Genomic DNA, 25,351 nt, shown 5'->3' with positions numbered 1-25,351 from the left:
AAGGATATAGGATTAAAGGTTTAGATTATAATTAATAAGGGCTGCTCTGAGGTCAATTGACCTTCAGAACAGCCCTTTTTAAATTTGATTATCCTGCAATTTTGACCTTTGTAGAAGGCTGGGATTTTCCTACATCATTTTCGGCTACGATGTAATAAGTCCCCGTGGCGAACGGTGAAACATGTTCATAATTCGTCTGGGCTGTCGAGCCTAGGAGGGTGTAGTCTCCGTCATTATTGGCACTATAGAAAACATGATATGTGGTGACTTGATCGGATACTGGATTCGAACTCCAACTGAGATTAACGCTTAACGCCGAGCTCTCTGCTTGCACACCGCTCGGAGCGGAAGGGGCACCTTCCGTCACCTGTCCGCCGCCCTCAGTACCATCTCCAGGCATCCCTGGAAGCTCTGGAATCTCAGGAATTACAGGCAGTTGTCCGCTCACCACGATAACGCTCGGTGAGGATTCTTTACCCACGATATCAACTGCGACAATGTAATAGGATGTACTCTCGAGTGCGTTAGCTTTAAAGGTCGCCGTGTATGGATCTCCGAAGATAATGGAGTTGCCGAATTTCTCATACGGGCCTCCGTTTAACGAACGATAAATTCGATATCCGATAACATCAACGGATTGGCTGTCAGTAAACGTAATGGTAAGATTGCCAGCGCCATCCGGTGTCAGCTTAACGGCATTAGGCGGTGCAGGCACAGCGCCGTCATCCACCCGAGGATCGGTCTTGGATGGCGCATCATTAGCAGCATCTGCTGGGATATATATATCCATAGGACGTCTGTTTTCAGATGGCAGCTTCTCTTGCGCCAATTGAATTTCGTCCATTAGTGCATCAAGTGGTTTTTTCCGTTTAACCAGAAGCTTTTCGATCAGGAATTCTTCAGGAGTTAGCTCGTTAGGCACATAGTTAATGCCGTTGTAAGTAATGATCTTCATGTTCACGAGTGTATCATCCTGTTTCTTAGGAACGAACTCCTTATTGAACCAATCTGTGACAACCATACCTGCTTGTTGCGTTAACGCGCTAGGTAACAATCCGCTAGCGGAAGAGACAGTAGCCTTCACGATGCCGTCCGGCTTAGGGAAATCCTCTGTAGGGAACAAGTCTGGCTTCTGTTCGGCTACTTCATTCATAATCATCGTCCAGATCGAGCGTGCTCGAGTACGACCGTTATTGGACAAAGCGTTGATTTGTTCTTCGTAGCCCGCCCATACACCAAGTGTAACGTCAGGGGAGAAGCCCATAAACCATACGTCGCCATAACTTTGAGTGGAGCCAGTTTTGCCAGCGATCGGAATTTCACCATACTTCTTGAATTGTTTCGTAATGGCATGACCAGAACCAGTGGTGCTTGAGATTACTGTTTTGAGCATATCCGTCATGAGGAACGCCGTCTGTTCGGAGAACACCTGTTTAGGGGCGTCCTGGTGCTCGTAGACGATCTTGCCGTCCGCATCCGTAATCCGTTCAATCATGTAAGCGTCGTTGAACACCCCTTGATTCGGGATGGCTCCGTATGCGTTCGTCATCTCTTCTACAGAAACACCGAGACGAAGACCGCCGATAACGCCTGTCTGCGAATAAGAATCCTCTGGCTGCAGAGTTGTGATGCCCAGCTTCCTCACGAACTCCCACGACTTCTCGATCGTCACGTCTTCGTTAAAGATCTTGAGCGCAGGCAAGTTCAGGGAACGGTTCAGCGCATCGCGCGCAGTCACTAGACCAGCAAACTTGCGATTGACGTTCATCGGGATGTGATAACCCTTCTGACCGTCTCGCAAGACGAGTGGAGCGTCGTCGATGATGCTGGCTGGTTGAATAATTCCCGCATCAATGGCTGGCAAATAAGCCGCTAACGTCTTCATAGTGGAGCCAGGTTGACGAATCATCTGTGTAGCGAAATTCATTTGCTCCTCGTAGAAGTCACGACCCTCTAACATGCCGACAATCGCTCCGGTCTTATGATCGAGCATGATCGCCGCTGTCTGTTCTAAACCTTTTTGTTCATTGTATGGAGAGAAGTTCTCCGCGTTGCTGCCGATCTTGCGCATAATGTCATATACCTGTTTGTCGATGGTCGTATAGACATGGTAGCCGCCGCGCAGCAATTGCTCCCTTGCTTGTTCTATGAGGTCCGAGTTTTCTTTCTTACGAAGCTCTTCCTTGGTCAAGCTCGGATCCTCTTGCATCAGAAGCGCTTCCGCTGCTTGGCGTTCGGCTTCAAGCATGAGATAAGGATAAGTGGTATACGCTTTCTCGCTCGGAGGAGCGATTGAAGCTCGTATATCGAACTTAAGCGCCTCATCGTACTCGGTTTGTGTAATTCTGCCCGTCTCAAGCATACGTGTCAGGACGAGCTCATGACGTTTGACCGCGCGTTCGAAGCCTGCTTCATTAAATTTACCTGTTCCCGTGAACGCGTTATAAAGGGAAGGCAGCTGAGGCAGACCGGCCAAATAAGCGGATTGGGCAATGTTAAGCTGCTCTAGATCATCGACACCGAATATACCTTTGGCTGCAGCCTTGATCCCGAATACTTGATAACCATTAGAGCCGTTGCCGAATGGCATCTTATTAAGATAAGCCGCCAAAATCTCTTCCTTCGTTAAGTATCGTTCCATGCGCAGAGACAAGAAAATTTCCTTGATCTTACGGCTATCCGTCTTATCCAGACTTAAGAACACGCGTCTAGCAAGCTGTTGGGTCAGCGTGCTGCCGCCCGTTTGTGTGTCTTCATTAAACAGCTTCTGCTTGACGGCTCGACCTAGACCGTTGATGCTCACGCCTTTATGTTCAAAAAACTCGTTGTCTTCCGTAGCCAGTAACGCATCTATGACGGTCTGAGGAATATCTTCATATTCGACGACAATTCGGTCCTCGTCTGTACGTAATTGACCGACAAGCGATTCGTCATTGAAGTAAACGTAGCCTGTCATCGAATATTCGCCGACTTTATCCTGAATGACGGATTGCGGGCGAACCTCCTCGTCTTTGACGAGTGCGGCCACGTAACCTGTCACTGCTCCGCCTGCCAGGAGTCCGATGAAGATACCGAAGTAAACAATCCATTTGACCGTTATAAATGATACCAGTCCGAACATACGCCATTTGCCATAAGGCGGCTGTGATGGCTTTTGATCCTCTTGCATGCTTATAACTCCTCCTCCAAAAATCGCTTTTCCATTATAGCACAAATCCTTATTCGGTACATATTTACACTCATTTTACGACCATGTAGGATGTCAACACGAAGTGCCTATTACAGCTCTGCAATCGCTCTAATGGTTTAAACGCTGGCAGGGGTAAAAAGTTTTGAATAAGTACGAATTGGGAGGAGCTAGCTGAAGCTTGTGTATTCTCAGAAAGAAATGAGCTAATATTTGTGAGAATAATGAAAAATGTCGAATTATATAAGCAACTAATGTATAGTTAGTATCGTATTAATTACGGTAAAGATGACAACATCTGGAGACAGCGAATGGAGGTGGAACAATGGATACGTTATTTTTATCTTGTCTCGCGCTTGGTATTTTATTTGCGCTCGTTAGCGTTATTTTCGGTGATTGGCTAAGCCAGGCAATGGAAGGTGCACTTGATTTCCTTTCTCTTGAAGGACCTGCCTTCTTGAATCCCATGACATTATTCGGCGGGATTACTGCATTTGGCGGCGCGGGTCTTATGCTCACGAAGTATACTTCAATCGCAATGTGGAGTGTCATTCTTCTTTCCGTTTTGATTGCGGTTGCGCTAAGCGCAGTAGTGTTCTTCCTATACGTCAGACCGATGGAAAATAGCGAGAACTCCATCGCGTTCACGCTTCAGTCGTTGCGCGGATCACTTGGAGAGGTGAGCATACCGATACCTGCTGCGGGATACGGCGAGGTGCTAATACGTGCTGGAGCGGGCGTAACGAACCAGATCGCTGCGAGCTTCGATCAGCAGCCCATCCCAGAATCTGCACAGGTCGTTGTCGTTGAAGTCAAGGAGAGTGTGCTCTACGTCTCCGAGGTTCATTTAAGGCTTTAGATTGTTCAAACCATGAGCGAGAGGAGAAATGCAGAACATGAACATTGAAGAGTATTTGGTAATACCGCTGATTGTAGTAGGGGTGCTCGTCGTACTCGGCCTAGCCTTCTGGGCGAGGTACAAGACGGTTAGTCCGGACGAGGCGATGCTGGTAACGGGATCGTTTCTCGGCAGTCGCAACTCGTTAGTCGATGAATCGGGCCGTAAAGTTAAAATTATAAGAGGCGGAGGCGCATTTATCCTCCCTGTGTTCCAGAAAGCTGAATACTTGTCTCTCTTGTCCCATAAGCTTGATGTTTCGACGCCGGAGGTATATACCGAGCAAGGTGTTCCGGTTATGGCAGATGGCGTAGCGATTATTAAGATCGGCGGTGCGGTAGAAGACGTTGCTACAGCTGCGGAGCAATTCCTCGGCAAGCCGACTGAAGCTTTGAAAGGGGAAGCGCAAGAAGTGCTGGAAGGTCATCTGCGTGCAATTCTGGGTTCAATGACCGTCGAAGAGGTATACCGGAACCGCGATAAGTTTGCACAAGAGGTGCAAGGCGTTGCGGCAAAGGATCTGAAGAAAATGGGCTTGCAGATCGTATCGTTCACGATAAAGGACCTTCGTGACAAACACGGCTACCTGGACGCATTAGGTAAGCCTCGTATCGCTGCCGTTAAGCGAGATGCGGAGATTGCGGAAGCAGAAGCGATTAGAGACGCGAGAATTCAGAAGGCGCTAGCATCAGAAGCTGGACAGAAAGCAGAGCTTTTGCGCGACACGAACATTGCGGAAGCAGAGAAGGACAAGGAAATGAAGGTTGCATCCTTTAAGCGTGACCAGGATACGGCTAAGGCAGAAGCTGACCAAGCGTATTCCATACAGGAAGCTCGTGCTAAGCAAAGCGTAGTCGAAGAGCAGATGAAAGTAGAGCTTGTTCGTAAGGAACGCGAGATCGATCTGGAGGGCAAGGAAATTCTCCGCCGCGAGAAGCAATACGACGCGGAAGTGAAGAAGAAGGCGGATGCCGATCGTTATGCCGTTGAACAAGCGGCGGAAGCAGATAAGGCTAAGCGTATTCGCGAAGCAGATGCGCTGCAATACCGCATCGAGGCTGAAGCCAAGGCGCAGGCTGCTCAGAAGCGTCTAGACGGTCTGGCTGTCGCGGAAGCGGAGCGAGCAAAGGGTACAGCGGAAGCCGAAGTCATTCGTTTGCGTGGTCTGGCAGAGGCGGAAGCAAAGGAAAAGCTGGCAGAAGCATTCGCGAAGTTCGGAGAAGCAGCCGTCCTCGATATCATTGTCAAAATGTTGCCTGAGCTTGCAGGCAAGGTGGCTGAGCCGATCAGCGCAATCGATAAGCTGACTGTGGTGGATACAGGAAATGGCGAAGGGGCTGCAAGACTTAGCAATTATGTTACGTCATTGATGTCGACAGCTCCGGAAATGCTCAAAAGCGTATCCGGAATCGACGTTAACCAACTCATACAAGGATTGACGTCCAAAGCGATCGCTCCGAAGGAAACTGTGAAAATGAGTGCAGTTGAAGCTGGATTGACACAAGCCAAGCCGGTCGTAGCTCCGTCTAACGTACAGACGCCGCCTACTGATAAGTAATCAACAAAAAAACCTTGGACCGGAATACCGGTTCCAAGGTTTTTTTGATTAAGCGCCGATTAACGGCTGTAGAATTCAACGATTTGTTTTTCGTCGATCTCTTGGGACAGCTCGTCACGCGCAGGAAGACGAACGTACTTGCCTTCCAATGCTTGCTCGCTGAATTCAAGATAGTTAGGAAGGTGATGACGGCCTTCCATTGCTTCTTTAATGGATTTCATGCCACGGCTGCGCTCGCGCAGGCCGATAACGTCGCCAACAGCTACCGTGTAGGAAGCGATGTCGACTTTCTTGCCGTTAACTGTTACGTGACCGTGAGCAACCAACTGACGTGCGCCTGCACGGGAGTTAGCGAATGCAAGACGGTAAACGAGGTTGTCCAGACGGCTTTCAAGAAGCGACATGAAGTTTTCGCCGGCTTTACCTTTTTGTTTGGCAGCTTTGTCGAACAGGTTACGGAATTGTTTTTCGTTCATGCCGTACATGTGACGAAGCTTTTGTTTTTCTTGCAATTGAACGCCGTAGCCGCTAAGCTTCTTGCGTTGGTTAGGGCCGTGTTGTCCCGGAGGGAAAGGGCGTTTCAAGTCTTTGCCGTTACCGCTTAGGGAAATGCCAAGACGGCGGCTTAATTTAAATTTAGGTCCTGTATAACGTGCCATGTTAATGTTAACTCCTTCATCAAAGTAAATTTTGAGAATGGGGTTGTGTTTCGCGGAATAGATTCATCGGACAAGTCTTTGCTCGTCCCTGATCAGCACATCAGCCGCAGGCTAATCAGTGAACCATATTCCTGAGGGTGGCACAAAACCGTACGCCCATGTTTTCAACAATTAATATTATATGATTTTCACCAGAAAAGTCAAGGAAGTTCATTGTCAAAACATCAAATTCACTAATATTTAAAAAGCGGCTAAAGTCCTATAAAAAAAGGAAAGACTAGTGCAAAAATCATAAAAATAAAGTATGATGTTGATAGATAATTTAGATCGTCTTCCTGTAACGGAAAAGGAAGGGAGAGGTGCAGCATGGAAAATGACCGGAAGGGCAGCCAGCCTATATGGTTTGCCAATGAAGATATTCATGATGCGGACACGCTGTATCTTCCTGCTATATTTATAGAGAGCTTTCTAAACTGGAGCGCCGAGATTGCGATCCTACCGCTCTTCCTTAATGGTCGATTCGAAATATTCGATAGGGATGCGACAAGCCATGGAACGTCCGGTCAAGGCGAATGGACAACCTTGCCAGCCGATGCTGCACAGCGTGCAGCAAGGGAAGCGATTGTCGAAGTGTCTTACCAACGATCTACAACAAACGGATGGACGATCGCTGCGATTCCTCTTTTCAGACGCAATAGCGCTGTACTATTGGGCGTGCTTACGTATGCGACAGTATTCGACAAATCGTTCTCAGAAGGTGAGCTCCAGGGGCTAGCGCTTCATTATCGGAGTAACTTCTATCACTGTTTCGAAGGGGTATTCGTTAAAGATCTCCTGCAGCAACAGGTGCGCATCGACCGCGAATCGAACCGGCGTGACGCACTTTTTTTGGCAGCTAAACGATTGTATGATCAAATCGATGTCAGCTCTGTCCTTAATGAACTGCTTCACAGCTTGGAGATTCTATATCCTAGCTCGCAGGTTCATCTTTATCTCTCACAGGACTATGTAGCCGGTGATCCTAGGGTGAGACCGCTCGTATTCAAGAATACAGCGCATGACATCATCGCGAAGGCATTCTTAGATGGCAATCCGGCGACGGAGAAGGATCGGGATGACAATACTCGAATCGCAATTCCTTTATCCGGCAAACAAGCTGCTTATGGCGTTCTCTGCATCACAATGGCGGGCGGCAAGGCTCAGGATGATCTGGATCTTCCGGCAGTCCTACTTCTTGCGGATACGGCAGGCTCAGCCTTCGAGAATGCCAAGTTGTACGAGCAGTCCAATTTATTAATAAATGAGCTTAGACTTATTAACGAAATGACCAAACGTCTTAATCAATCCTTAAGACTGAAGGAAATATTCCAATTCGCAACAAGCGAGTTATTGACTATATTCGATGCCGATTATTGCTGCGTGTTGCAGCTGAACGGGGAAAAAGGAGTATTCGAAGTTAAATCCAGCAATATTCCATCCATGTCGAGCGAAACATTTTCACCGGAATACGGTTTCTGCGGTATGGTTTATGGAACAAAGGAACCTCTGATTATTTCTGATTACTGGAATACAAGAGTCGTTTCTTCTAAGCTGATGGATAACACAGGATCCCGCTCCCTGATTGCTGCTCCTATATTCACCGATGGCGATGTCGTTGGTGTCATCTTAGTTACACATAAGCTGCAGAACTATTTCTCATACGAAAATTATAAGCTGCTGCAAGTAATGAGCACTCATATCGGCCTAGCATTGACTAACGCTTCCCTGCATGCTGAAGTCCGGAGAATGGTCATAACGGATAATCTTACTGGCTTGCATGCTCGTCACTATCTGGATGAACAAATTCAGCGTCGTCAGCGCAAAGATCCATATGGTTCGCTAGTGCTTGTTGATATCGATTATTTCAAACGAGTAAACGATACGTACGGTCATCAAGTAGGTGATCGGATATTGGTGCAAGTGAGCCGAATCATCTCCAGTGCGATCAGGCAGGACGATATTGCCGCTCGATGGGGCGGCGAAGAATTGGCTATCTATTTGCCCGGTGTACGAACGGAATTGGCGCTTCGTATCGCAGAGAGAATTCGCAAGCAGGTCGCCGAAGAAACAGACCCATCCGTAACCGTATCCTGCGGAATATCCGAATGGACGTTTGATCAGGACAAGGTCAGCGTCGAATCCTTGTTCTATAGAGCCGATATGGCGCTTTATGAAGCGAAGAACAAAGGCAGGAACTGTATTATTGCCAGCAGTGCTTCCTAATTAATCGGCAATCATCCATCAACGCGCAACGCCTCCTAGCGAGGCGTTTTTTTGTTGAATAGCGGTTTCGTAATCAGCTGCGAACGATGTGGCAGCCCTATTAGAGACGAATAATGAGTTGCAAATCGTGGGAACCTAACGGTACTAGCGGCAATTGTGGGAGGACGGACCATGAAACGAAGTTTGACAGCAACGACAGCAGCAAAATATGGTTATTTATTTAGACTCGTTTGCATCAACCTATTTGCTTTGGTTGCGATGTTTGGCGTGGCAGGCTGCGCGGCAGATGCCGATAGCAGAACGCCCGAGGAGTGGCTGTCGATGGCGTACTCAGGACTGGCGGCGATGGATCAATACCATTTTACAGGATCTGTGAGTATGGGGATGGATGAAGCCGTAATGTCCAAGCCGCAGATGTTCGAAGGCAAAGTCATGAATCATGAACAATTGACGGTGCAATCCGACGAAACAACACCTGTGAATTGGAACCCAGTAGATGTGCTGGCAAAATTAAGTTCGTCCAATGCAGGAGTCGAAATTATTGATGAAGGTATGACGGAAACGGAATCCGGCGCTAGCCAGACATTAACGATACAAGTGAACGAGCAATCCGATATTACGACCAAACGATGGGATAGCTTACTGCGTCAACAGTTCCAAGAGGTGGCGAAAAGCGATCTTGGAAGAGGAAGTACCTCTGAGGATTGGAGACGAATCGTCAGTCAATCACAGGAGGAGCTTAACGAGATGTTAGCCAAGCTAGAAGTGAAATCGCAATATGACATTGTAATCGATAAGCAACGATTGCTTCCACTCAAGATGGAAGAGCATACGCAGTTCTCATACCTTCGTGGCGGTCATCCGGTGAGCGAGTCCAGGTATACGGCTATCCGGTTCCAGCGATTCGAAGGATCGGCTAATGAGGCTGTAAATTAAGAAAAAATCATGGTAGGATGGGGTGGAACGGCAATCGTTAAATATGAATGATGACCGTAAATTACAAGCATCAAGAAGGAGCAGATCGAATTATGCGAGACCCTCGATTGCAGAAGCTGGCTCAGAACCTTGTCCAGTATTCAGTAGACGTACAGCCCGGTGAAAATGTGCTTATCGATATAAGCGGAAGCGGTAACGAACGGGAATTAGCCAAATGCCTGATTGAGGAAGTCGCGAATCGAGGCGGCCGGCCGTTCGTAGACTATAACGATCGTTCGATCCTCCGCTCCATGCTCATCCACACCTCAGAAGAACAGCTGGAAGTATGGGCCAAGCTTGACCTCGAACGCATGAAAAATATGCAGGCGTATATCGCGGTTCGTTCCGGCGAAAATGCAAACGATCTCTCTGATGTGCCAGATGCCAAGATGAAGTTATACGAGAAATTGTATCGCAATCCTGTACATACCGAGCAACGGGTGAAAAAAACGAAGTGGGTGGTTCTGCGATTCCCTAATCCATCTATGGCTCAGCTGGCACAGATGAGTACGGAAGCATTTGAGAACTTCTACTTCGACGTATGTAATCTCGATTACTCCCGAATGGATACTGCCATGGACCCCCTGCAGTCTCTTATGAATCGAACGGACCGAGTGAGGATTGTGTCGCCCGGAACGGATTTGACATTTTCAATTAAGGGAATCGGTTCAAAAAAATGCAGCGGACATCGCAACATTCCGGACGGAGAAGTGTTCTCAGCGCCTGTACGTGATTCCGTCAACGGCACCATAACCTACAACTCGCCTAGTGTATATTCGGGAACGACCTTCCAGAACATTTCTTTAACGTTTGAGAGCGGTAAGATCGTCAAAGCCGAAAGCAATGATACCACAAGGCTGAACGAGATTTTGGATTCAGACGAAGGCGCTAGATATATCGGTGAATTCGCAATCGGCTTTAACCCATATATTCTTCATCCGATGAACGACATTCTGTTTGATGAGAAGATTGCAGGCAGTTTGCACTTTACGCCAGGGCAAGCATACGATGAAACAGATAATGGCAATCGTTCCTCTGTACACTGGGATCTTGTATTGATCCAGCGCCCGGAATATGGTGGAGGCGAGATTTATTTTGATGATGTCCTGATCCGCCAAGATGGATTGTTTGTGGTGCCGGAATTGCTAGGCTTAAACCCGGATTACTTGAAATAATTGCAAATGAAGCGTTTTTTTCACCAGCCCTCTTGATGGATGTCACATTTCAGAGTATCATTGTGACAAAGGTAAGCTTTACTAATTAACTGGAGGGAACGTCCATGTCCAATAACGCAGCAATTGTAGAAATCTCCCAAACAGCCAGCCAATTCACTTCGTCGATCGTTCTGCAAGCAGAAAGCAAATATATCGATGTTAAGAGTATCCTAGGTCTATTCACGACTTTGGTCGGCGGCCATTCTTATGAGCTTCATGTACACGGTCCAGACTCCGAAGAAGCGAAGAAAGCAATGTCCGAAGTGTTCGCGAAACATAACCTTAACGTAACGGTTATTACAGACTAACAACTAGTTACGGCCAAGGCGCCTCTTCCAGTAGGGAGAGGCGTTTTTACTTTTGAGCTTCGAAGGTGGCTTCTATCCCCGATTTTGTCCTTGTGTATTCCCTGGATTTCGTCTAATATAAAAGGTATAAGAGCTGGAGGCAAGACGCACAGGGGGGAGAAGCATGTCCGCACCGGAAGTTGCAGATAAGTTACAGGAGAGAGCGTTGCGTCTTCTTCAGGAAGATGCAAGTAAGATAGAGAACTTAATCGAAGTACAGATGGCGAATTTGACAACTCGTCAATGCCCACTGTATGAAGAAGTGCTGGATACACAAATGTACGGTTTCTCGCGTGAGGTTGATTTCGCAACACGTGCGGGTCTGATCGCGGAGCATTCCGGCAAGGAGATTATCAGCCGTTTAGAACGCAATTTGGCTGTGTTATATGAAGCTTTGGATCGTAAGGGCAGCCTGTAATCAGGCTGTTTTTTTTGACGAATTGGAAAGAAAATTCCATTATATCCACGTATGTCTATTGCGGATAGACTTCGAATAGCTCAATTCGGTGTCAAGGCCATCCTCCTTTGCGATGCGCCTTGCTTCAACCCGTCTATTCCATTACAATAAAAGATATATGGTAAATTTGAGGAGTGATTGACATGACCGAGGATCTTCAAACAGGCATTATTCGAATTTCTGACGACGTTGTAGCGACTATTGCAGGACTTGCAGCCCTTGAAACTCCAGGAATCGCCGCCATGTCGGGCGGGATCTCCGAAGGTCTAGCGAAACGTCTCAGCGGCAAAAATGCGCAAAAGGGCGTTTCGGTCGAAGTCGGTCAACTAGAAGCGGCCATCGACTTGCGAATTATTGTCCATTATGGCATTCCGATTCAAGAAGTTTCCAGACAACTTCAGCTGAACGTTCGCGAATCTGTTGAGAATATGACTGGCTTGCAGGTAGTAGAAGTGAACGTGAAGGTAGAAGGTGTAGCGTTCAAGGAAGAAGAGCAAGAAGAGACGCAGCAGCGGTTGAAATAGGCCATAGATGGACAAGAAGAAGGCACTTTCCCTTTCAAAGGGAAGTGCCTTCTTCTTGTCGATCGATTCAGTTGGAATTAAGATTGTATCTTTAGTAGCGTCGTTTCTTGTCTCACAGGTTTGTCTGAAACGGCAACCCGGTTGGATTCGCGGGATATGCTCAGCAATACGCCCATACTCATCAAACTTGCCAATATGGAGGAGCCGCCGTAACTAATAAACGGCAAAGTGACACCCGTAATAGGGATCGCACCAGTGACACCACCGATATTGATGAAGGTCTGTATAGCGAAAAGCCCAACAATCCCGACGCCAACTACAGTCCCGTACAAGTCAGGACATCGTAATGCTACGATGAGTCCACGCCACAAAAAGATTAAGTAGAAGAGCAAGAAGATGGTGCCTCCGATAAATCCAAATTCTTCTGCAATGACCGCAAATATAAAATCATTGTAGGCGAATGTGAGGTAGTGGAGCTTCTGTACCCCTTCGCCAAAGCCTGCACCTGTTAGACCTCCATGACCAAGTGCCTGCAAGGAAGAAATCAATTGCCAAGCATCACCTTGGGCATTGCCTATAGGGTCCATAAACGATGTAAAACGTGCGATCCGATACCTCCATGGATCCATATCAATCGCCATCGAGACGCTAACCATTAACGTAATCGCAATCGCGGCTAATGTTCCCATCGAAATAATCTGTTTCAGGTTGGCACCGCCTGCAAGAATCATAACCGTCGCGCAGGCTGCGAGTACTAAGCAAGACCCGAGATCCGGCTGCAGCATTATGAGTCCACAGAAGATACACACGATGACGATTACGGGCATTAGACCGCGTTTGAAGTTACGGAAGGTCTCACCCTTCTTGGCGATAAGAGATCCAAGATACAGAATCAGAGCGAGCTTGGCGAATTCGGTAGGCTGAATGCCGAGCGGGCCAATATTGAACCAGCTGCGCGCTCCGTTAATCTTCTCGCTGACGAATGGGACCATAATCAGCATGATAAGGACAGGGACGAGCAGCAACAGAAATCCTCGCTTGAAGAATTGATAGCGGAAGTTCATCAGGAACAACATCATAATAATGCCAAAGCCCGCAAACGCAACCTGGCGTTTCGTGAAATATAAGGGGTCATTGCCCCACTTTGCTTCGACTTGTGCAATTCCAGAGCTTGAGCTGAACACCATCACAAGCCCGAAGCCGACGAGCAGCAGCGTCATGATGAGCAGCAGAAAATCTGGTCTGCCCCGACTAGCGTTCCCCGTAGCTTTCATACAGCGCCTCTGCTTACAGAAGCTGTTTCTTAAGTTGATCTAAACGCTGTGTAGCGGTATCCATGATGTGCTTAGGGATTGGCGATTCGTATTCCATTCCGTGAGGGAATGTCGATTTACCGATATAAACGGCTTCAATGTTCAATACGGCATGCGGATTCTCAAGTTTGCCCTCCACAGCGCGCGTGTTAATGCGAAGGAAGTACTCCGAGCCGCTTGTCCGATCCGTCAATTTCAAATCATATGTAGCGCGATAATATTCCCATTGCCAACGAACGAATCCAGCCTTATCGGCAGCATCATCCATATGGTGCAATTCGCTCGAAACACCGTTTAATCCGGAGTTTTCAATAATCATTTCTGTTCCTCCCAAATTGACAAGACATTAGTTGTATATTCTTTACTCATGATAGTATGTTTCCCCAGTCAGCGCAACCCTTACTCCAACCTCATGGGGCAATGTTCGTGACATTTTTGAGAAAAGTGAGCGTATGCATGATCCTACTCCGCCACTTCCCTATTTCCCGCGATATTGCTACACTAGATATAACATTCATGAACCACATTTTTTCTAACCTTTCTTATATTCCAGCAAAGGGAGGGCATCAACATGTCGATTCAGCCTGAACATACGAAGCAAGCATTAGAGAACAATTATACGAAGATGGTTGAGTGGCGCAGATATATGCATCAATATCCAGAGCTCTCGTTCCGTGAACAAGAAACGTCTTCGTGGATCGCGGCGCGGTTGACGGAGATCGGCTGTGATGTACAGACAGGTATCGGCGGATATGGAATCGTTGTATCGATCAAAGGCGATATGGAAGGTCCTGCTATCGCATTAAGGGCAGATATGGACGGATTACCGATTCAGGACGAGAAGAACTGCGAATACAGCTCAAAGGTGCCAGGCATCATGCATGCTTGCGGGCATGACGGCCATACATCGGCACTTCTTGCAGTTGCCGATTACTATATGAAGAACCGGGACAAGTTTTGCGGCGAGCGGCGTCTGCTCTTCCAGCCAGCAGAAGAAGTGACGCCTGGCGGGGCAATTGAGATGGTACGAGCTGGGGCGATCGAAGGAGTGGATGCTGTGTACGGTGTTCATCTCTGGAGTCCAATCCCGTACGGACACGTAGCCTCGAGACCGGGACCATTTATGAGCGCGGCAGACGAGTTTGTCATCGATATTGAAGGGAAAGGCGGACATGGCGGCATGCCGCATCATACAGTGGATGCCATTGTTGTTGGTGCTGCGCTCGTGCAAGCCGTACAATCCATCGTCAGCCGTAATGTCAATCCATTGCATCCGGCTGTCGTGACGATTGGATCGTTCCAAGCTGGCAGCACGAACAATGTAATCGCCGAGAAGTGTAGAATGAAGGGAACGGTCCGTTCCTTTGACGAAAACACTAGAAAAGCGATTCATGAGCGGCTAGAAGACATCGTAAATCAGACTTGCTCCATGTATGGTGCATCATGCTCATATGAGATGCGTATTGGGTATCCGCCTGTTGTGAATGATGAACGAGAGGCGGAACGATTCTTCCAAGTGTCAGAGTCGTTGTTTGGAGCCGAAGCCGTCTTGATGCAAGATCCGCTAACAGTTGCGGAGGATTTCTCTTATTATCTGGAGAGAGTTCCCGGCTGCTTTATGTTTGTTGGAGCCGGTAATGCAGACATAGGGGCATCCTATGGGCATCACCATCCTCGTTTTGATATAGATGAGCGGGCGATGATCTCCTCTGCAAGACTGTTGATTGGAATGGCAGAACATTTTGCTTCGCAAAGTGAGAAGGTCAGCCGTTAAAAAAATGAGCTTGCCGCAGTACAGGGGACTATTGATCCTCCCATACCGCGACAAGCTCATTGTTTTCATTGTATAGTTCACCTGGATCCGGCTCATTATTGTTCCAAACGTTGTCGACTTCCCAGATGAGGACAACATTGGAGTTCGGCTTGGATGTTCTGTCGCTGGACGATACTTGAAGCGTCCCATTCGCAGGGAGTTGCACAGAATCGAATGTATAAGTCTGATTTCCCCTGACACTGACTAACTTCCAGCCGTCTAGATTAATGGAATTATTGGTTGTGTTGCTGATCGTGACAAGCTCAGCTCGTTTGTCGATCTCGATTTCGACTCCGATTTGTGCAGCCTTCTTGACAGGGACGTCTGATTGGCTCGTTGCATCTCCAGTACTCCAGATCCCAATCATATCGTGTTTCGCTTGTTGTTCAAGACCTTTATACACATTTTCCATCTTTACATTAGGTTCAACGATCATTACTTTGGCCAGACCCTCCTGAAGTAACAACTCGTTCAGAATGGTTCCATCCCGCAACTCCACGATTGCAAGCGTTCTCCCGTAACGGTCCTTCGTTTCCTTATCGAAAGTCAATCGTACTTCCTTGGATTGCTCAAGACGTTCCTTCGCAAAGACGGAGGCTTCTTCGCCATAGGGCTCAGGAGGATTGTCTTCGCTGCTCGTAATCTCTGGCGTGTCTACATATAGCAGTCTGACTGCCACGGATTCTTTGTCCGACTGAACGCGAAACGTGTCGCCATCAATATAACCCGATATCGGAAGCCACTCGCCGGCCTTGGCTGAGTGTTCCGTTGAGTTCGTAGTTAGGGCGCATCCGGCTATCAGCATCGAGAGCACGATCAGCATATAAATTGTAAATTGTTTCAATTACGTGGCCTCCCATGCATAGTCTATCGGTTAATCTGCCGGAACCGCTTCCCCTTACTATACCATAGATTTTATATATAATCGAAGGCTAGTCCAGCAAAAGATGGATAAAAAAGCACTGATCCAATCATACTGTTGACATAAGAATGGATCAGGAGGTAATTGCTGGATGATGGAGCTAGTGGATCGAGCATTGATTGTGCAATCCGATCTGACCGTGCTGCTTGATGGGAAGGGGCAGAACGTCGAAGAAGCTCGAGAGCTGCTGCATGGTTTTGCCGAGTTGCAGAAGCGGACCGGGGATGTTCACACGTATCGGATCACACCTATAACCATTTGGAATGCGCTGGGGGCTGGTAATCGCTCATCCGATATTCTGGAGGGACTTGAGCATCATGCTCGTTATGGTATTCCTTTGCACGCCTCCGCATCGATACGGATATGGGCAGGTCGATACGGGAAGCTGCAATTATTCGAGCAAGCGGGGAGATTGTTTCTCTCTGGTGAAGGTGCGATTCTTGGACAACTACAGGGATGTTCATCCGTTTCCCAATGGATCCTGGATCGATCAGAGATGGATCGTTGGGAATTTCACCCTGAGTGTAGAGGGGAGCTGAAGCAGGAATTGACCCGGCTTGGTTTTCCTGTGCTGGATCATGCAGGATACCATGACGGAGAATCTATGCCTGTACAATTACGCGAAATAACGATGGGCGGGCGAAATTTCTCTTTGCGCGATTACCAATGGGAGGCGATAAACCGTTTCCTTCAGAACGGCAGCGTGCAAGGTGGAAGCGGGGTTGTCGTACTGCCTTGTGGAACCGGCAAAACAGTTGTTGGTGTTGCCGCATTGTCGCTGCTAGGCGCCGAGACCCTTATTCTAACATCTAGTGTGACGTCAGCCCTTCAGTGGAAGGCAGAGCTCCTCGACAAAACAAGTCTGGCCGAGGAGCAAATCGGTTTGTTCTGCGGCTCCTATAAGCAAGTGCGGCCGGTTACCATTAGTACGTATAACTTGCTGACGCATCGGAAGTCGAAGGGAGGGGCATTCTCAAATATGAAGCTGTTTACGGAGCGGGATTGGGGATTGATTATATATGACGAGGTTCATCTGCTGCCGGCCCCCGTATTTAGAGTGACAGCTTCTATTCAAGCGACTCGCCGAATTGGATTGACAGCCACGCTGGTGCGTGAGGATGGCTGTGCGGAAGACGTGTATTCGTTGATCGGACCTAAGCTATACGATATGGAGTGGAAAAAGGCGGAAGCCGGATCCTACATCTCAGTCGTAAATTGTGCGGAAATTCGAATTGGATTGCATCACTCGCAAACGTTGAGTTATGCCGAATCCAGCGCGAGAGGCAGACTGCGCATTGCTGCGGAGAACCGTAACAAGTTACCGGTGGTGCGTGACCTATTGGGTCAGCATGAAGGGAAGCCGACGCTAATTATCGGTCAATATCTGGAGCAATTAAACGAAATAGCTGAGGATCTGAACGCGCCTATCCTTACAGGAGAAGTCCCGCAGGAAGAACGGAAGGTATTGTACGATCGATTCAAAAGTGGCGATGTCAGCGTTCTGGTCGTGTCCAAAGTCGCCAATCTGGCGGTAGATTTGCCAGATGCCGCTGTAGCCATTCAAGTGTCGGGAAGCTTCGGCTCCAGGCAGGAAGAAGCTCAGCGGATCGGCAGATTGCTTAGACCGAAGTCAGGCAGCAATGAAGCTTGGTTTTATACATTAGTGACAGAAGGTACCAAAGAGACGGAGTTTGCTTGGAAACGCCAGCTATTTATGATGGAGCAGGGTTATTTGTATGAGCAGCAAACACTGAAGCGAAACGTGGCGGAACTGGAAGAGGAAACGGCGAGCGGTTATAGGGGAGGTGAAACTTTATGCTGATTTCGCAATTGTTAACGAAAGTAAATGTGGATCGATTACGACAGCCAGATGTATCGTCCGATCGTATACATCTCGATGTGACCACATGGTCGCGTGAGGTGTATCAGTCGCTTCCTCGATATGCGTCAATCGTAATGGATACGATGATGCTGGCATGCGGTCCAACGCCATGGGAGGAAGAACAATTAGTTGCCGAACTGCGTCATCAAGCACAACTTGCTGGATCGGAAGTCCGCACAGCTCTTGCTCACCTTGGCGAAGCGGGTTTGGTATATGTTATGAGGCGAGCTTGGGGCGAACAGTGGTGGGTTATTCCTTCTGATCTTTACATAGCTCTATGGCCTAGTATCTATCCATGCGAAGAGCTTCATAGCGGGTACTGGCAATCATCAGAGGTTCTTCCGCTTATGGATGTACAAGGGCAATTCCGCGCGTCTGTGATCCCGTTCGAGCGTACTTTCATGTACGGTCTTTCGCTCCTTGCGAGTAACGATGCTTCATTTACTTCTAAGGGACTGTTAGTGAAAAAAACGACAGATCGGCTTGCATCCCTCTTTCAATCCATCGAGCTTTCTCTTGCACCATTCAATCTGCAGAGAAGCCAAACCAGCCGATATCCATTAGGGGTTGCGATCTTTCTGGAGGCGGCACATGCACTCGGCTTGGTCAAGGAACGTGATGGGCAATTCATATTGTGCCAGGAGCCGTTAAGCAATTGGCTGCGTGATTCGAATCGAGATCATGTGTTGCAAGATTGGTTGATAAGTAGATTGTCAGAGGCTGCAGGTGCTTATTCAAGTTCATGCGGGGATCTTTGTTCGCTGCGAATTGGAGAGGGCAGAGAAACCTGGCGTGCGGAGAGTGCATTGGTGCTGGTGGAGGAACGAAGAAGACGTAACCGTACCGAGAGGCGCAAGCTTGCTGGGACACAAGAAAATATTCGATGGAGCAGTGTTTGGTTAGAGGTGTTCAGTGCGTTCGGTTGGCTGGAGTTTGGGCAACCAGCGGCTCATTCTACAAATAATGAAAGATTGTACCGTTGGAAGAGCCGGGTCATGGAGCGCGTCTCCGAATTATTGATCCAGCCAAGCGGAGAACTTATTGCTGGACCTGGCTTCAGCTACGTTGGCAGATGGGAGCTTGAGTTGATCGCGGAAAGAAGGCAGGACGGCGAGCTGACGCATTATATGCTGTCCGCTCGTACGATTGCAGCTGCGATAGAGTTAGGTCGAACGAAGTCTTCGATCACCGACTTCCTATTACAAGCATCAGGTTCTAAGCAATTGCCATCACAGCTTGCAGCGATGATCGAGCAGTGGGCTAGCAGCGCAAGCCAGTTTGAATTCGTACAAGCGACCTTACTTCACTGTGGATCATCAGAGCGGGCAGATTGGCTTGCAAGTCATCCGGAGGTTCAAGCCTTTGAGATCCAAAGAATCGGCCTCAGCGACTTTGTAGTCCAGACCGATCAGATAACCATGCTCCGAAAGCTCTTGCAGCAGTCCGGATTCCCACCGCGCAAAGGAGTGGCATCATCACTCTTGGGAGAAAAAAGCAGCAATATTAAACAAGTTTACCCGAAATTTCCCCTCCACGAACAACCAACGCAGATCGTCGATGACCAAGTTCGGGAAGGGGAGGGAGCTGATGAAACAGAACTGGGAGTAACGTTGTCTACCACTCATCGCCCCGAGTACGGATATCAAGTACGTTTGATCGGCATGGAAGGATTGTATGTCAGTGATCCCGGAATGCTGCGGCAATGTGCGCTCGCAGACGTTCCCGTGCCGGATCGTCTTGTTCATGCAGAATGGCAGTCCTTGCCTCAGATGTGGTCGACTCAGCTGCGAGCATACCATCTATCGACGCGTAAGGAGCTGCTGCAGAAAGCGATCGCACTTGAGCTCTCTGTTCGCCTCAAGACGGAAGGAGAGCTGCGCTCGTTCGTGCCAGAGCGGCTGGAGCAACGCGGCGCAGATTGGTCTGTCGTCGGTGTATGGAGGGATCCAGAGCTGCGTGAAGAAGTCCGATTATCGCCAGAGATGTGGGATGAGATGGGAATTTCGTTGCCGGAAGGACTGAGGGTCTAACAACTCTATCTATTGGCTAAAACCTAAAGGTATGATAATGTAGAAGCAAGCACGAGGAAAGAGGTGGTTTCATGCCAATTGCCGAGCCTTACACATTATCGGCCGCAGAGGGGCAGGGATATGCCGCCGAAGCATCGCTAGATATGGCGAGTTTGCTGCTCAGCGCTTACGAATTGGGTGACTGGATTAATCAATCGGCAGAAGTTGCCGAATATGCATACTGGAAACGTGTAGTTGGAGAAGATGTTGAAGCCGCAATTCGGCAGCGAGAGTTCGCTAAAGCGAAGGAATTGTTCTCGGAATGCGAGCGATTCGGCAGATTTCATCCCGATTATCACGAAGCCAAAGATAAAGTAAAAGCAGCGGAGAAGCGGCTTGGCGAGATTGAATCCGTCCAACGCTTCAAGCAAGCAGAGCAAACAGTCGATGAAATGCTGCATCAGGTCGCACTTATCATCGCAGAATCAGTATCGGAAACCATTAAGGTGCCGAGCAACGAAAAAGGATCAGGCGGCGGCTGCGGAAGCGGCGGTTCATGCGGCTGCGGAAGCGGCGGCTGCAGCTAACCTGGATGAGTAGTTAGCACCGTGATGGTTGAGGGGGCGTATAGAGGATGTTGCCGGATCGAACGGGATTTATCGTATGGGTAAGCGACTTGAAGGCAGCACGCGCGTTAGAGCGCTTCGGCAGCGTTCATTATATGTCGAGGAAGTTGCATTACGTCGTGCTATATATGAACGCTGATCGCGCGGAGGAAGCAGTAAAGCAGATGACTCGCTTGGCATATGTACGTAAGGTTGAGCGGTCGTATCGAGGCGAGATCAAGACGGAATATAGCAAGGACAGTGAAGATAAGACACGCTTCTATAGTTTGTAAGTCGTAGAGAAAGCTCCCTGCTCTCATGGTGACATGAGTCGGGGGCTTTTTTTGTTCCAAACATTATAATCATGTCCTCAATTGGTCATAAAACTATTGGAACGAAACGTGCTAATAGGGTTTTATTTACTTCCATTTCCTAAAATAAAGAATATTTTGAAGTTACAGATAAAATACAAGGCTGGTTAATATTGAAATATCGGACAAGCATGTTAAAATGAAATTATATTAATAGGCTTAAAGCCCTGGTTCATTGGGAGGAGTGGTATCCGATATGAAAGATAAAATGACGAGAAGATGGAGTACTTATGAGTCGTTTTTCGTAGAGCTTGGCGATAAGCGTGTTGTGGATATCATTATTACCAATCATGCCAAGAGCCGGTGGCTTGACCGCGTTGAGTCGGAGAAGACCGGATACGAGGATATTGCAGAATTTCTGTGGGAATGTCTGAAGAAGGACAGAGTTAAGCCGTACTATCGCAACGAACAAGACGTTTATCTGATCGACGATGATTTGGTATTTGTTGCAGAGTTTTCGGAATCGATGACTGAAAGAGATCTACTGGGCAATCCATTGCACAAAATGATCATCGTTACTTTCTTAGGTCGAATGTCCGAGACGATCGAGCTTAGAGATTTAAAGTCGTATTATTCGTGGCTCCGACATTCCAGAAGAATGACACTGATTAAGAATAGCCGAAAACGCAAATAATGGCATTATAATTATTACATTTATTGGATGAAGCGCGGTGCCATATGGTATCGCGTTTTTTAATGGAACTTCTTCTTCGCATGTACGCTCTGTTCGTACATGTTGTATAATAAGTGTCAAAGAAAGGACGGTCATCATGGCGCTTAATTTCCATCAGTTGCATATTTTCCATACGGTAGCAGAGCGGGGCAGCTTCTCTGCGGCTGCGCAATCCTTGCATATGACACAGCCCGCCGTGACGATGCAGGTTCAATCGCTGGAAGAATATTTCGGAACAAAGTTGTTGCTTCGTTCGACGAAACGAATCGAGCTTACCGACGCGGGCAAAGCGTTAATGCCATTTGCCAAACAAAGCATCGAACTGATCCGCGATACGGATCAAGCGATGTCCGCTTTCACGAAGCAGCTCAAAGGCCGATTGCAGCTTGGTTCAAGCCTGACAATTGGAGAATATATTCTGCCGAGGCTCCTTGGGCCGTTCGGGCAGGAGTACCCGCATATTTCCATAAGCATGAAGGTGATGAATACTGCGCAGATCATCGAAGATATCCTCAATCATCAGCTCAACTTCGGCTTGATCGAGGCGCCGGTTCATCATCCGGATATGCATATGGAAGCCGTCATGAACGACGAGCTGGTGCTTGTTGTACACAAGGGACATCCTCTTGCGGAGTTAGAGGAGACGACGCTTGCCGAAGCGCTTAAGCACAACTTTGTTCTTAGGGAGCAGGGCTCGGGTACGAGATCAGTCATGGAAGATGAGATGCGAGCTAAAGGCGTAGACCCGGCCTCCATGAAAATTGTAATGGAGCTTGGCAGTACGGGAGCCGTCAAGTCTGCCGTAGAAGCGGGCCTTGGCATCTCGATTCTATCCGCTTCTTCGGTCAAACACGAGATCGCGCTGGGCCTGATCAAGACGGTTCCATTGACGGATGCCAAGTTCCATCGACAGTTTTATTCGATCTACCTGAAGTCGGCATTGCTGCCGATATCCGCTGTGACGTTTCTAACGTTCCTAAGAGAGAGGGATTTGAAGCAGTGGCTATAGAACATGTGGAGAATGGCGGGATGGAGAAGCCGGGCCGCGGCGACCTGCATACCCATACGACAGCCTCAGACGGTCTCCTGAGGCCTGCGGAAATTGTACGCAAAGCATTGGCGTGCGGGTTATCGGCAGTCGCGATTACCGATCATGATACGATTGCTGGCGTAGAGGAAGCCATAAACGAAGGCGAGCAGCTTGGTATTGACGTGATTCCTGGCATCGAGATTAGCACATATGCACAAGGCGGAGATATACATGTGCTTGGATATTGGACGGACAATCGTAATGGGCAATGGCTTGAACGATTGGAAAGTCTGGGAGGCGTGCGAGGGAATCGTAATGAGTTGATTGTAAATAAGTTGAAAGCGCTCGGCGTGGCAATCGAATGGGCGGATGTGGAGGCGGTTGCGTCGGAAAGATTGAAATCCGGCGAAACAGAAGGAAACAGTATCGGGCGACCTCATATTGCGGAAGCATTAATCCGTAACGGCGTGGTGTCGTCGATGAGTGAGGCATTCGACCGATTTCTCGCTTCTGGAGCCGCAGCTTATGTTGAGTTAACGAAGATTCATCCGCAAGAGGCTGTTCGCTGGATTCATGAAGCAGGCGGGGCAGCCGTCATCGCACATCCGGGGCTCTACGATAAGGATAGTCTAGTCGAAGAACTGATCGTTACCGGAGCGGACGGAATCGAAGTGTATCATCCTGATCATGGTCTGGCTGAAGAAAAACGATATAACGCAATCGCCCGCCGATACGGTATCGTAGCGACGGGCGGTTCGGACTATCATGGGGAGAGACTTGGCGCCAGCTATCATGGCGCGCTCGGCAGCCGTTATGCATCGACGACCATTGTCGCTGCTTTGCGAGAATTGGCGGTCAAGTGGCAGCAAGTTTGAGTTAAGCTTTGTCTTCGTGCTAAGCCTTCACTTCGGATTGAAGTAGCTTGAGCCTTGCTGTATCAGGGGTAATGAATAACGTTTTCTGGTTGTCATAGATGACGAATCCGGGTTTCGCACCGCTTGGCTTGCGGACATGTCTGATCATTGTATAATCGACAGGAACCATACTGGATTCTTTTGCTTGGCTGAAGTGAGCAGCAAGCATCGCGGCCTCTTCGAGTGTTGCATCGCCGAAGTCACCGCCGCGAATCACGACATGTGAACCAGGTATATCCTTTGTATGCAGCCATGTATCGGACGAGGATGCGAGACGGTTCGTCAGATATTCGTTTTGAGTATTGTTTTTGCCGACGTAAACCTGCACGCCCTCTGAAGATGTATAGCAGAGCAGTGCGGGGCGCGTCGGTTTTTTGCGTTTGGGTCCCTTGCGACCGCGTTCTCTCAGATAGCCTTGCTGCACAAGCTCGTCCCTGATTTCCTCGATATCCGCCAGCGACGCATTGTCCAATTGCTGAAGCAACGCCTCGAAATAACGGATTTCTTCTTCGGCCAGCCCCATCTGCTCGCCTACAACCGTCAAGCTGTTCCGATGTTTTGTATATCTGCGGAAATAACGTTGCGCGTTCTCGGAAGGAGTAAGCTGTGGATCAAGCTCGATCGTCACTTCTGCCGCATTCTCGTCATAAAAGTTGATGAGCGTAATGGAGGTGTCTCCACGGCTCATTTGATGCATATAAGCCGTGAGGAGTTCGCCAAGCACTCTAAACTTCTCCGCATCCTTGGCTACAGCCAAGGTTTCTTCCAGCTTCTTTATTTTGGTTGTATTCTTGGCGATTTCGTTCTGGACGAATCGGATGAGATCTGCGGCGCGCTGCTTGACGGTATCCCGCTCCGCCTTGTCTCCGTAGAAGGCTTCTAAACATTCGCTGATGTTGCTATATACGAACCGTTCGCCATGAATGTGTTGGAGCTCCGTAATCGAGAAGCTAGCCTTGCCTGTCTCAGCGTCTATCACGATGGCGGGCGTATAATGATGCTCCCGCACATTGTCCATCATGCCGCTGAAGCTCCTCCACAGCGGTGTGCCTTCTCCATCGCTTGCATGTTGGGCACGGAATACGATTTCTTTGGAGAGCAACGGGCTTAGTCCGCTAAACGCAGCGACGAGAGACTTAGCATCGTTTGCGACGGCCGAATCATCGCCGGCTACCGCTGTCATCATCGTGCGGAATTCGTCCTCGTTGCTGACGACAACCGGGTCATGTTTGTGTTGATCGGGAGGGGGAGTATATGCACTGCCCGGCATGACGATACGATATGCGCTGATGGCAGGGGTGACATGATGAATGCCGTCATGAATGAGTCCCGTGGAAGGATCCATCAATATGATATTGCTATGCCGCCCCATAATCTCGATGATGATCCTTTTGCTGGAGAGATCGCCGAGCTCGTCGCGATGTCTTACATCGATAAGGATGATTCGTTCATTGCCAACCTGGCTTACCGATTCGATGACGCCGCTTTCGCAATGTTTGCGGAGCAGCATGCAGAACATGGGCGCTTCTAGTGGGTTCACGTATGTCCCGGTTGTGAAGTGGACACGAGGATACGTGGGGTTGGCGGAGAGCAGCAGCTTGCCGGAAACGCCGCCGCCTCGGACGGATAATACAAGGTCATGCCCCGTTGGTTGATGTATTTTATGTATGCGTGCACCTACACATCGCTGTAGGTCGTGGACGAGGGCCCGCGTGACGATGCCATCTAATGCCATTGT

Annotated in this window: 22 protein-coding genes; 16 read left to right on the top strand and 6 right to left on the bottom strand. The window is 48.6% G+C overall.

What is annotated here, in order from left to right:
* Positions 1-88: 88 nt before the first annotated feature.
* On the bottom strand, positions 89-3,169 hold the full coding sequence (locus tag ACX1C1_RS22270; RefSeq protein WP_458954325.1) for a transglycosylase domain-containing protein: 3,081 nt from the start codon (positions 3,167-3,169) through the stop codon (positions 89-91).
* Between the two features lie 343 nt (positions 3,170-3,512).
* Between ACX1C1_RS22270 and ACX1C1_RS22265 the strand changes: the two genes are divergently transcribed.
* On the top strand, positions 3,513-4,046 hold the full coding sequence (locus ACX1C1_RS22265) for a protease (RefSeq protein WP_458954324.1): 534 nt from the start codon (positions 3,513-3,515) through the stop codon (positions 4,044-4,046).
* Positions 4,047-4,083: 37 nt separating this feature from the next.
* Positions 4,084-5,643 (top strand): flotillin family protein, encoded by a 1,560-nt coding sequence (locus ACX1C1_RS22260; RefSeq protein ID WP_458954323.1) that lies wholly within the window; start codon positions 4,084-4,086, stop codon positions 5,641-5,643.
* A 59-nt stretch (positions 5,644-5,702) separates the two neighbouring features.
* Here the strand turns inward: ACX1C1_RS22260 and rpsD are convergent, their stop codons facing one another.
* Complete coding sequence (gene rpsD / locus ACX1C1_RS22255) at positions 5,703-6,302, bottom strand: 30S ribosomal protein S4 (RefSeq protein ID WP_458954322.1); 600 nt, start codon at positions 6,300-6,302, stop codon at positions 5,703-5,705.
* A gap of 366 nt (positions 6,303-6,668) precedes the next feature.
* On the opposite strand from rpsD, the gene ACX1C1_RS22250 reads away from it, so the two are divergent.
* The 6 genes from ACX1C1_RS22250 to ACX1C1_RS22225 all read left to right on the top strand — a co-directional run bounded on the left by ACX1C1_RS22250 (position 6,669) and on the right by ACX1C1_RS22225 (position 12,081).
* Entirely contained in the window at positions 6,669-8,564 is a 1,896-nt protein-coding gene (locus ACX1C1_RS22250) for a sensor domain-containing diguanylate cyclase (RefSeq protein WP_458954321.1), read from the top strand.
* 171 nt (positions 8,565-8,735) lie between these two features.
* Complete coding sequence (locus ACX1C1_RS22245; RefSeq protein WP_458954320.1) at positions 8,736-9,500, top strand: hypothetical protein; 765 nt, start codon at positions 8,736-8,738, stop codon at positions 9,498-9,500.
* Positions 9,501-9,592: 92 nt separating this feature from the next.
* A complete protein-coding gene (locus ACX1C1_RS22240) occupies positions 9,593-10,714 on the top strand; it encodes an aminopeptidase (protein ID WP_458954319.1) in 1,122 nt (373 codons plus the stop codon).
* A 104-nt stretch (positions 10,715-10,818) separates the two neighbouring features.
* Positions 10,819-11,061, top strand: a complete 243-nt coding sequence (locus ACX1C1_RS22235) for an HPr family phosphocarrier protein (RefSeq protein ID WP_458954318.1) — start codon at positions 10,819-10,821, stop codon at positions 11,059-11,061.
* Positions 11,062-11,224: 163 nt separating this feature from the next.
* A complete protein-coding gene (locus ACX1C1_RS22230) occupies positions 11,225-11,518 on the top strand; it encodes a DUF1507 family protein (RefSeq protein WP_458954317.1) in 294 nt (97 codons plus the stop codon).
* 182 nt (positions 11,519-11,700) lie between these two features.
* On the top strand, positions 11,701-12,081 hold the full coding sequence (locus ACX1C1_RS22225) for an Asp23/Gls24 family envelope stress response protein (RefSeq protein WP_458954316.1): 381 nt from the start codon (positions 11,701-11,703) through the stop codon (positions 12,079-12,081).
* Positions 12,082-12,158: 77 nt separating this feature from the next.
* On the opposite strand, the gene ftsW is transcribed toward ACX1C1_RS22225, so the two are convergent.
* Together ftsW and ACX1C1_RS22215 are read right to left on the bottom strand one after the other, a co-directional pair.
* Positions 12,159-13,355 carry a putative lipid II flippase FtsW gene (gene ftsW, locus ACX1C1_RS22220; RefSeq protein WP_458954315.1) on the bottom strand — a complete coding sequence of 399 codons (1,197 nt, stop codon included), beginning with the start codon at positions 13,353-13,355 and terminating at the stop codon, positions 12,159-12,161.
* Positions 13,356-13,368: 13 nt separating this feature from the next.
* Positions 13,369-13,713, bottom strand: coding sequence for a YugN family protein (locus ACX1C1_RS22215; RefSeq protein WP_458954314.1), 345 nt, complete (start codon positions 13,711-13,713; stop codon positions 13,369-13,371).
* 252 nt (positions 13,714-13,965) lie between these two features.
* Here ACX1C1_RS22215 and ACX1C1_RS22210 point away from each other — a divergent pair, with 252 nt between their 5' ends.
* Positions 13,966-15,168, top strand: a complete 1,203-nt coding sequence (locus ACX1C1_RS22210; RefSeq protein ID WP_458954313.1) for an amidohydrolase — start codon at positions 13,966-13,968, stop codon at positions 15,166-15,168.
* Between the two features lie 28 nt (positions 15,169-15,196).
* On the opposite strand, the gene ACX1C1_RS22205 is transcribed toward ACX1C1_RS22210, so the two are convergent.
* Positions 15,197-16,051, bottom strand: a complete 855-nt coding sequence (locus ACX1C1_RS22205) for a thermonuclease family protein (protein WP_458954312.1) — start codon at positions 16,049-16,051, stop codon at positions 15,197-15,199.
* Between the two features lie 169 nt (positions 16,052-16,220).
* On the opposite strand from ACX1C1_RS22205, the gene ACX1C1_RS22200 reads away from it, so the two are divergent.
* The 7 genes from ACX1C1_RS22200 (at position 16,221) to ACX1C1_RS22170 (ending at position 23,574) form a co-directional block, all read left to right on the top strand.
* Complete coding sequence (locus ACX1C1_RS22200) at positions 16,221-17,951, top strand: DNA repair helicase XPB (RefSeq protein ID WP_458954311.1); 1,731 nt, start codon at positions 16,221-16,223, stop codon at positions 17,949-17,951.
* Positions 17,945-20,041, top strand: a complete 2,097-nt coding sequence (locus ACX1C1_RS22195; protein ID WP_458954310.1) for a helicase-associated domain-containing protein — start codon at positions 17,945-17,947, stop codon at positions 20,039-20,041. The genes ACX1C1_RS22200 and ACX1C1_RS22195 overlap by 7 nt, the downstream gene beginning before the upstream one ends.
* Positions 20,042-20,112: 71 nt before the next feature.
* The gene (locus tag ACX1C1_RS22190; RefSeq protein WP_458954309.1) at positions 20,113-20,607 is read left to right on the top strand and encodes a YlbF family regulator; all 495 of its coding nucleotides are present in this window, start codon (positions 20,113-20,115) and stop codon (positions 20,605-20,607) included.
* 47 nt (positions 20,608-20,654) lie between these two features.
* Positions 20,655-20,918 (top strand): YlbG family protein, encoded by a 264-nt coding sequence (locus ACX1C1_RS22185; RefSeq protein ID WP_458954308.1) that lies wholly within the window; start codon positions 20,655-20,657, stop codon positions 20,916-20,918.
* 274 nt (positions 20,919-21,192) lie between these two features.
* Positions 21,193-21,630, top strand: coding sequence for a hypothetical protein (locus ACX1C1_RS22180; protein ID WP_458954307.1), 438 nt, complete (start codon positions 21,193-21,195; stop codon positions 21,628-21,630).
* Positions 21,631-21,766: 136 nt separating this feature from the next.
* Positions 21,767-22,678, top strand: a complete 912-nt coding sequence (locus ACX1C1_RS22175) for a selenium metabolism-associated LysR family transcriptional regulator (RefSeq protein WP_458954306.1) — start codon at positions 21,767-21,769, stop codon at positions 22,676-22,678.
* Positions 22,669-23,574: a PHP domain-containing protein gene (locus ACX1C1_RS22170; RefSeq protein WP_458954305.1), complete on the top strand. Its 906-nt coding sequence runs from the start codon at positions 22,669-22,671 to the stop codon at positions 23,572-23,574. The genes ACX1C1_RS22175 and ACX1C1_RS22170 overlap by 10 nt, the downstream gene beginning before the upstream one ends.
* Before the next feature lie 19 nt (positions 23,575-23,593).
* Here ACX1C1_RS22170 and ACX1C1_RS22165 read toward each other — a convergent pair whose 3' ends face one another.
* Complete coding sequence (locus tag ACX1C1_RS22165) at positions 23,594-25,348, bottom strand: Rqc2 family fibronectin-binding protein (RefSeq protein WP_458954304.1); 1,755 nt, start codon at positions 25,346-25,348, stop codon at positions 23,594-23,596.
* Positions 25,349-25,351: the final 3 nt, after the last annotated feature.

It is taken from the genome of Paenibacillus sp. strain BS8-2, from assembly GCF_054483835.1.
The sequence above is the reverse complement of the archived record's forward strand: the minus strand, read 5'-3'. Positions and strand labels throughout refer to the sequence as shown.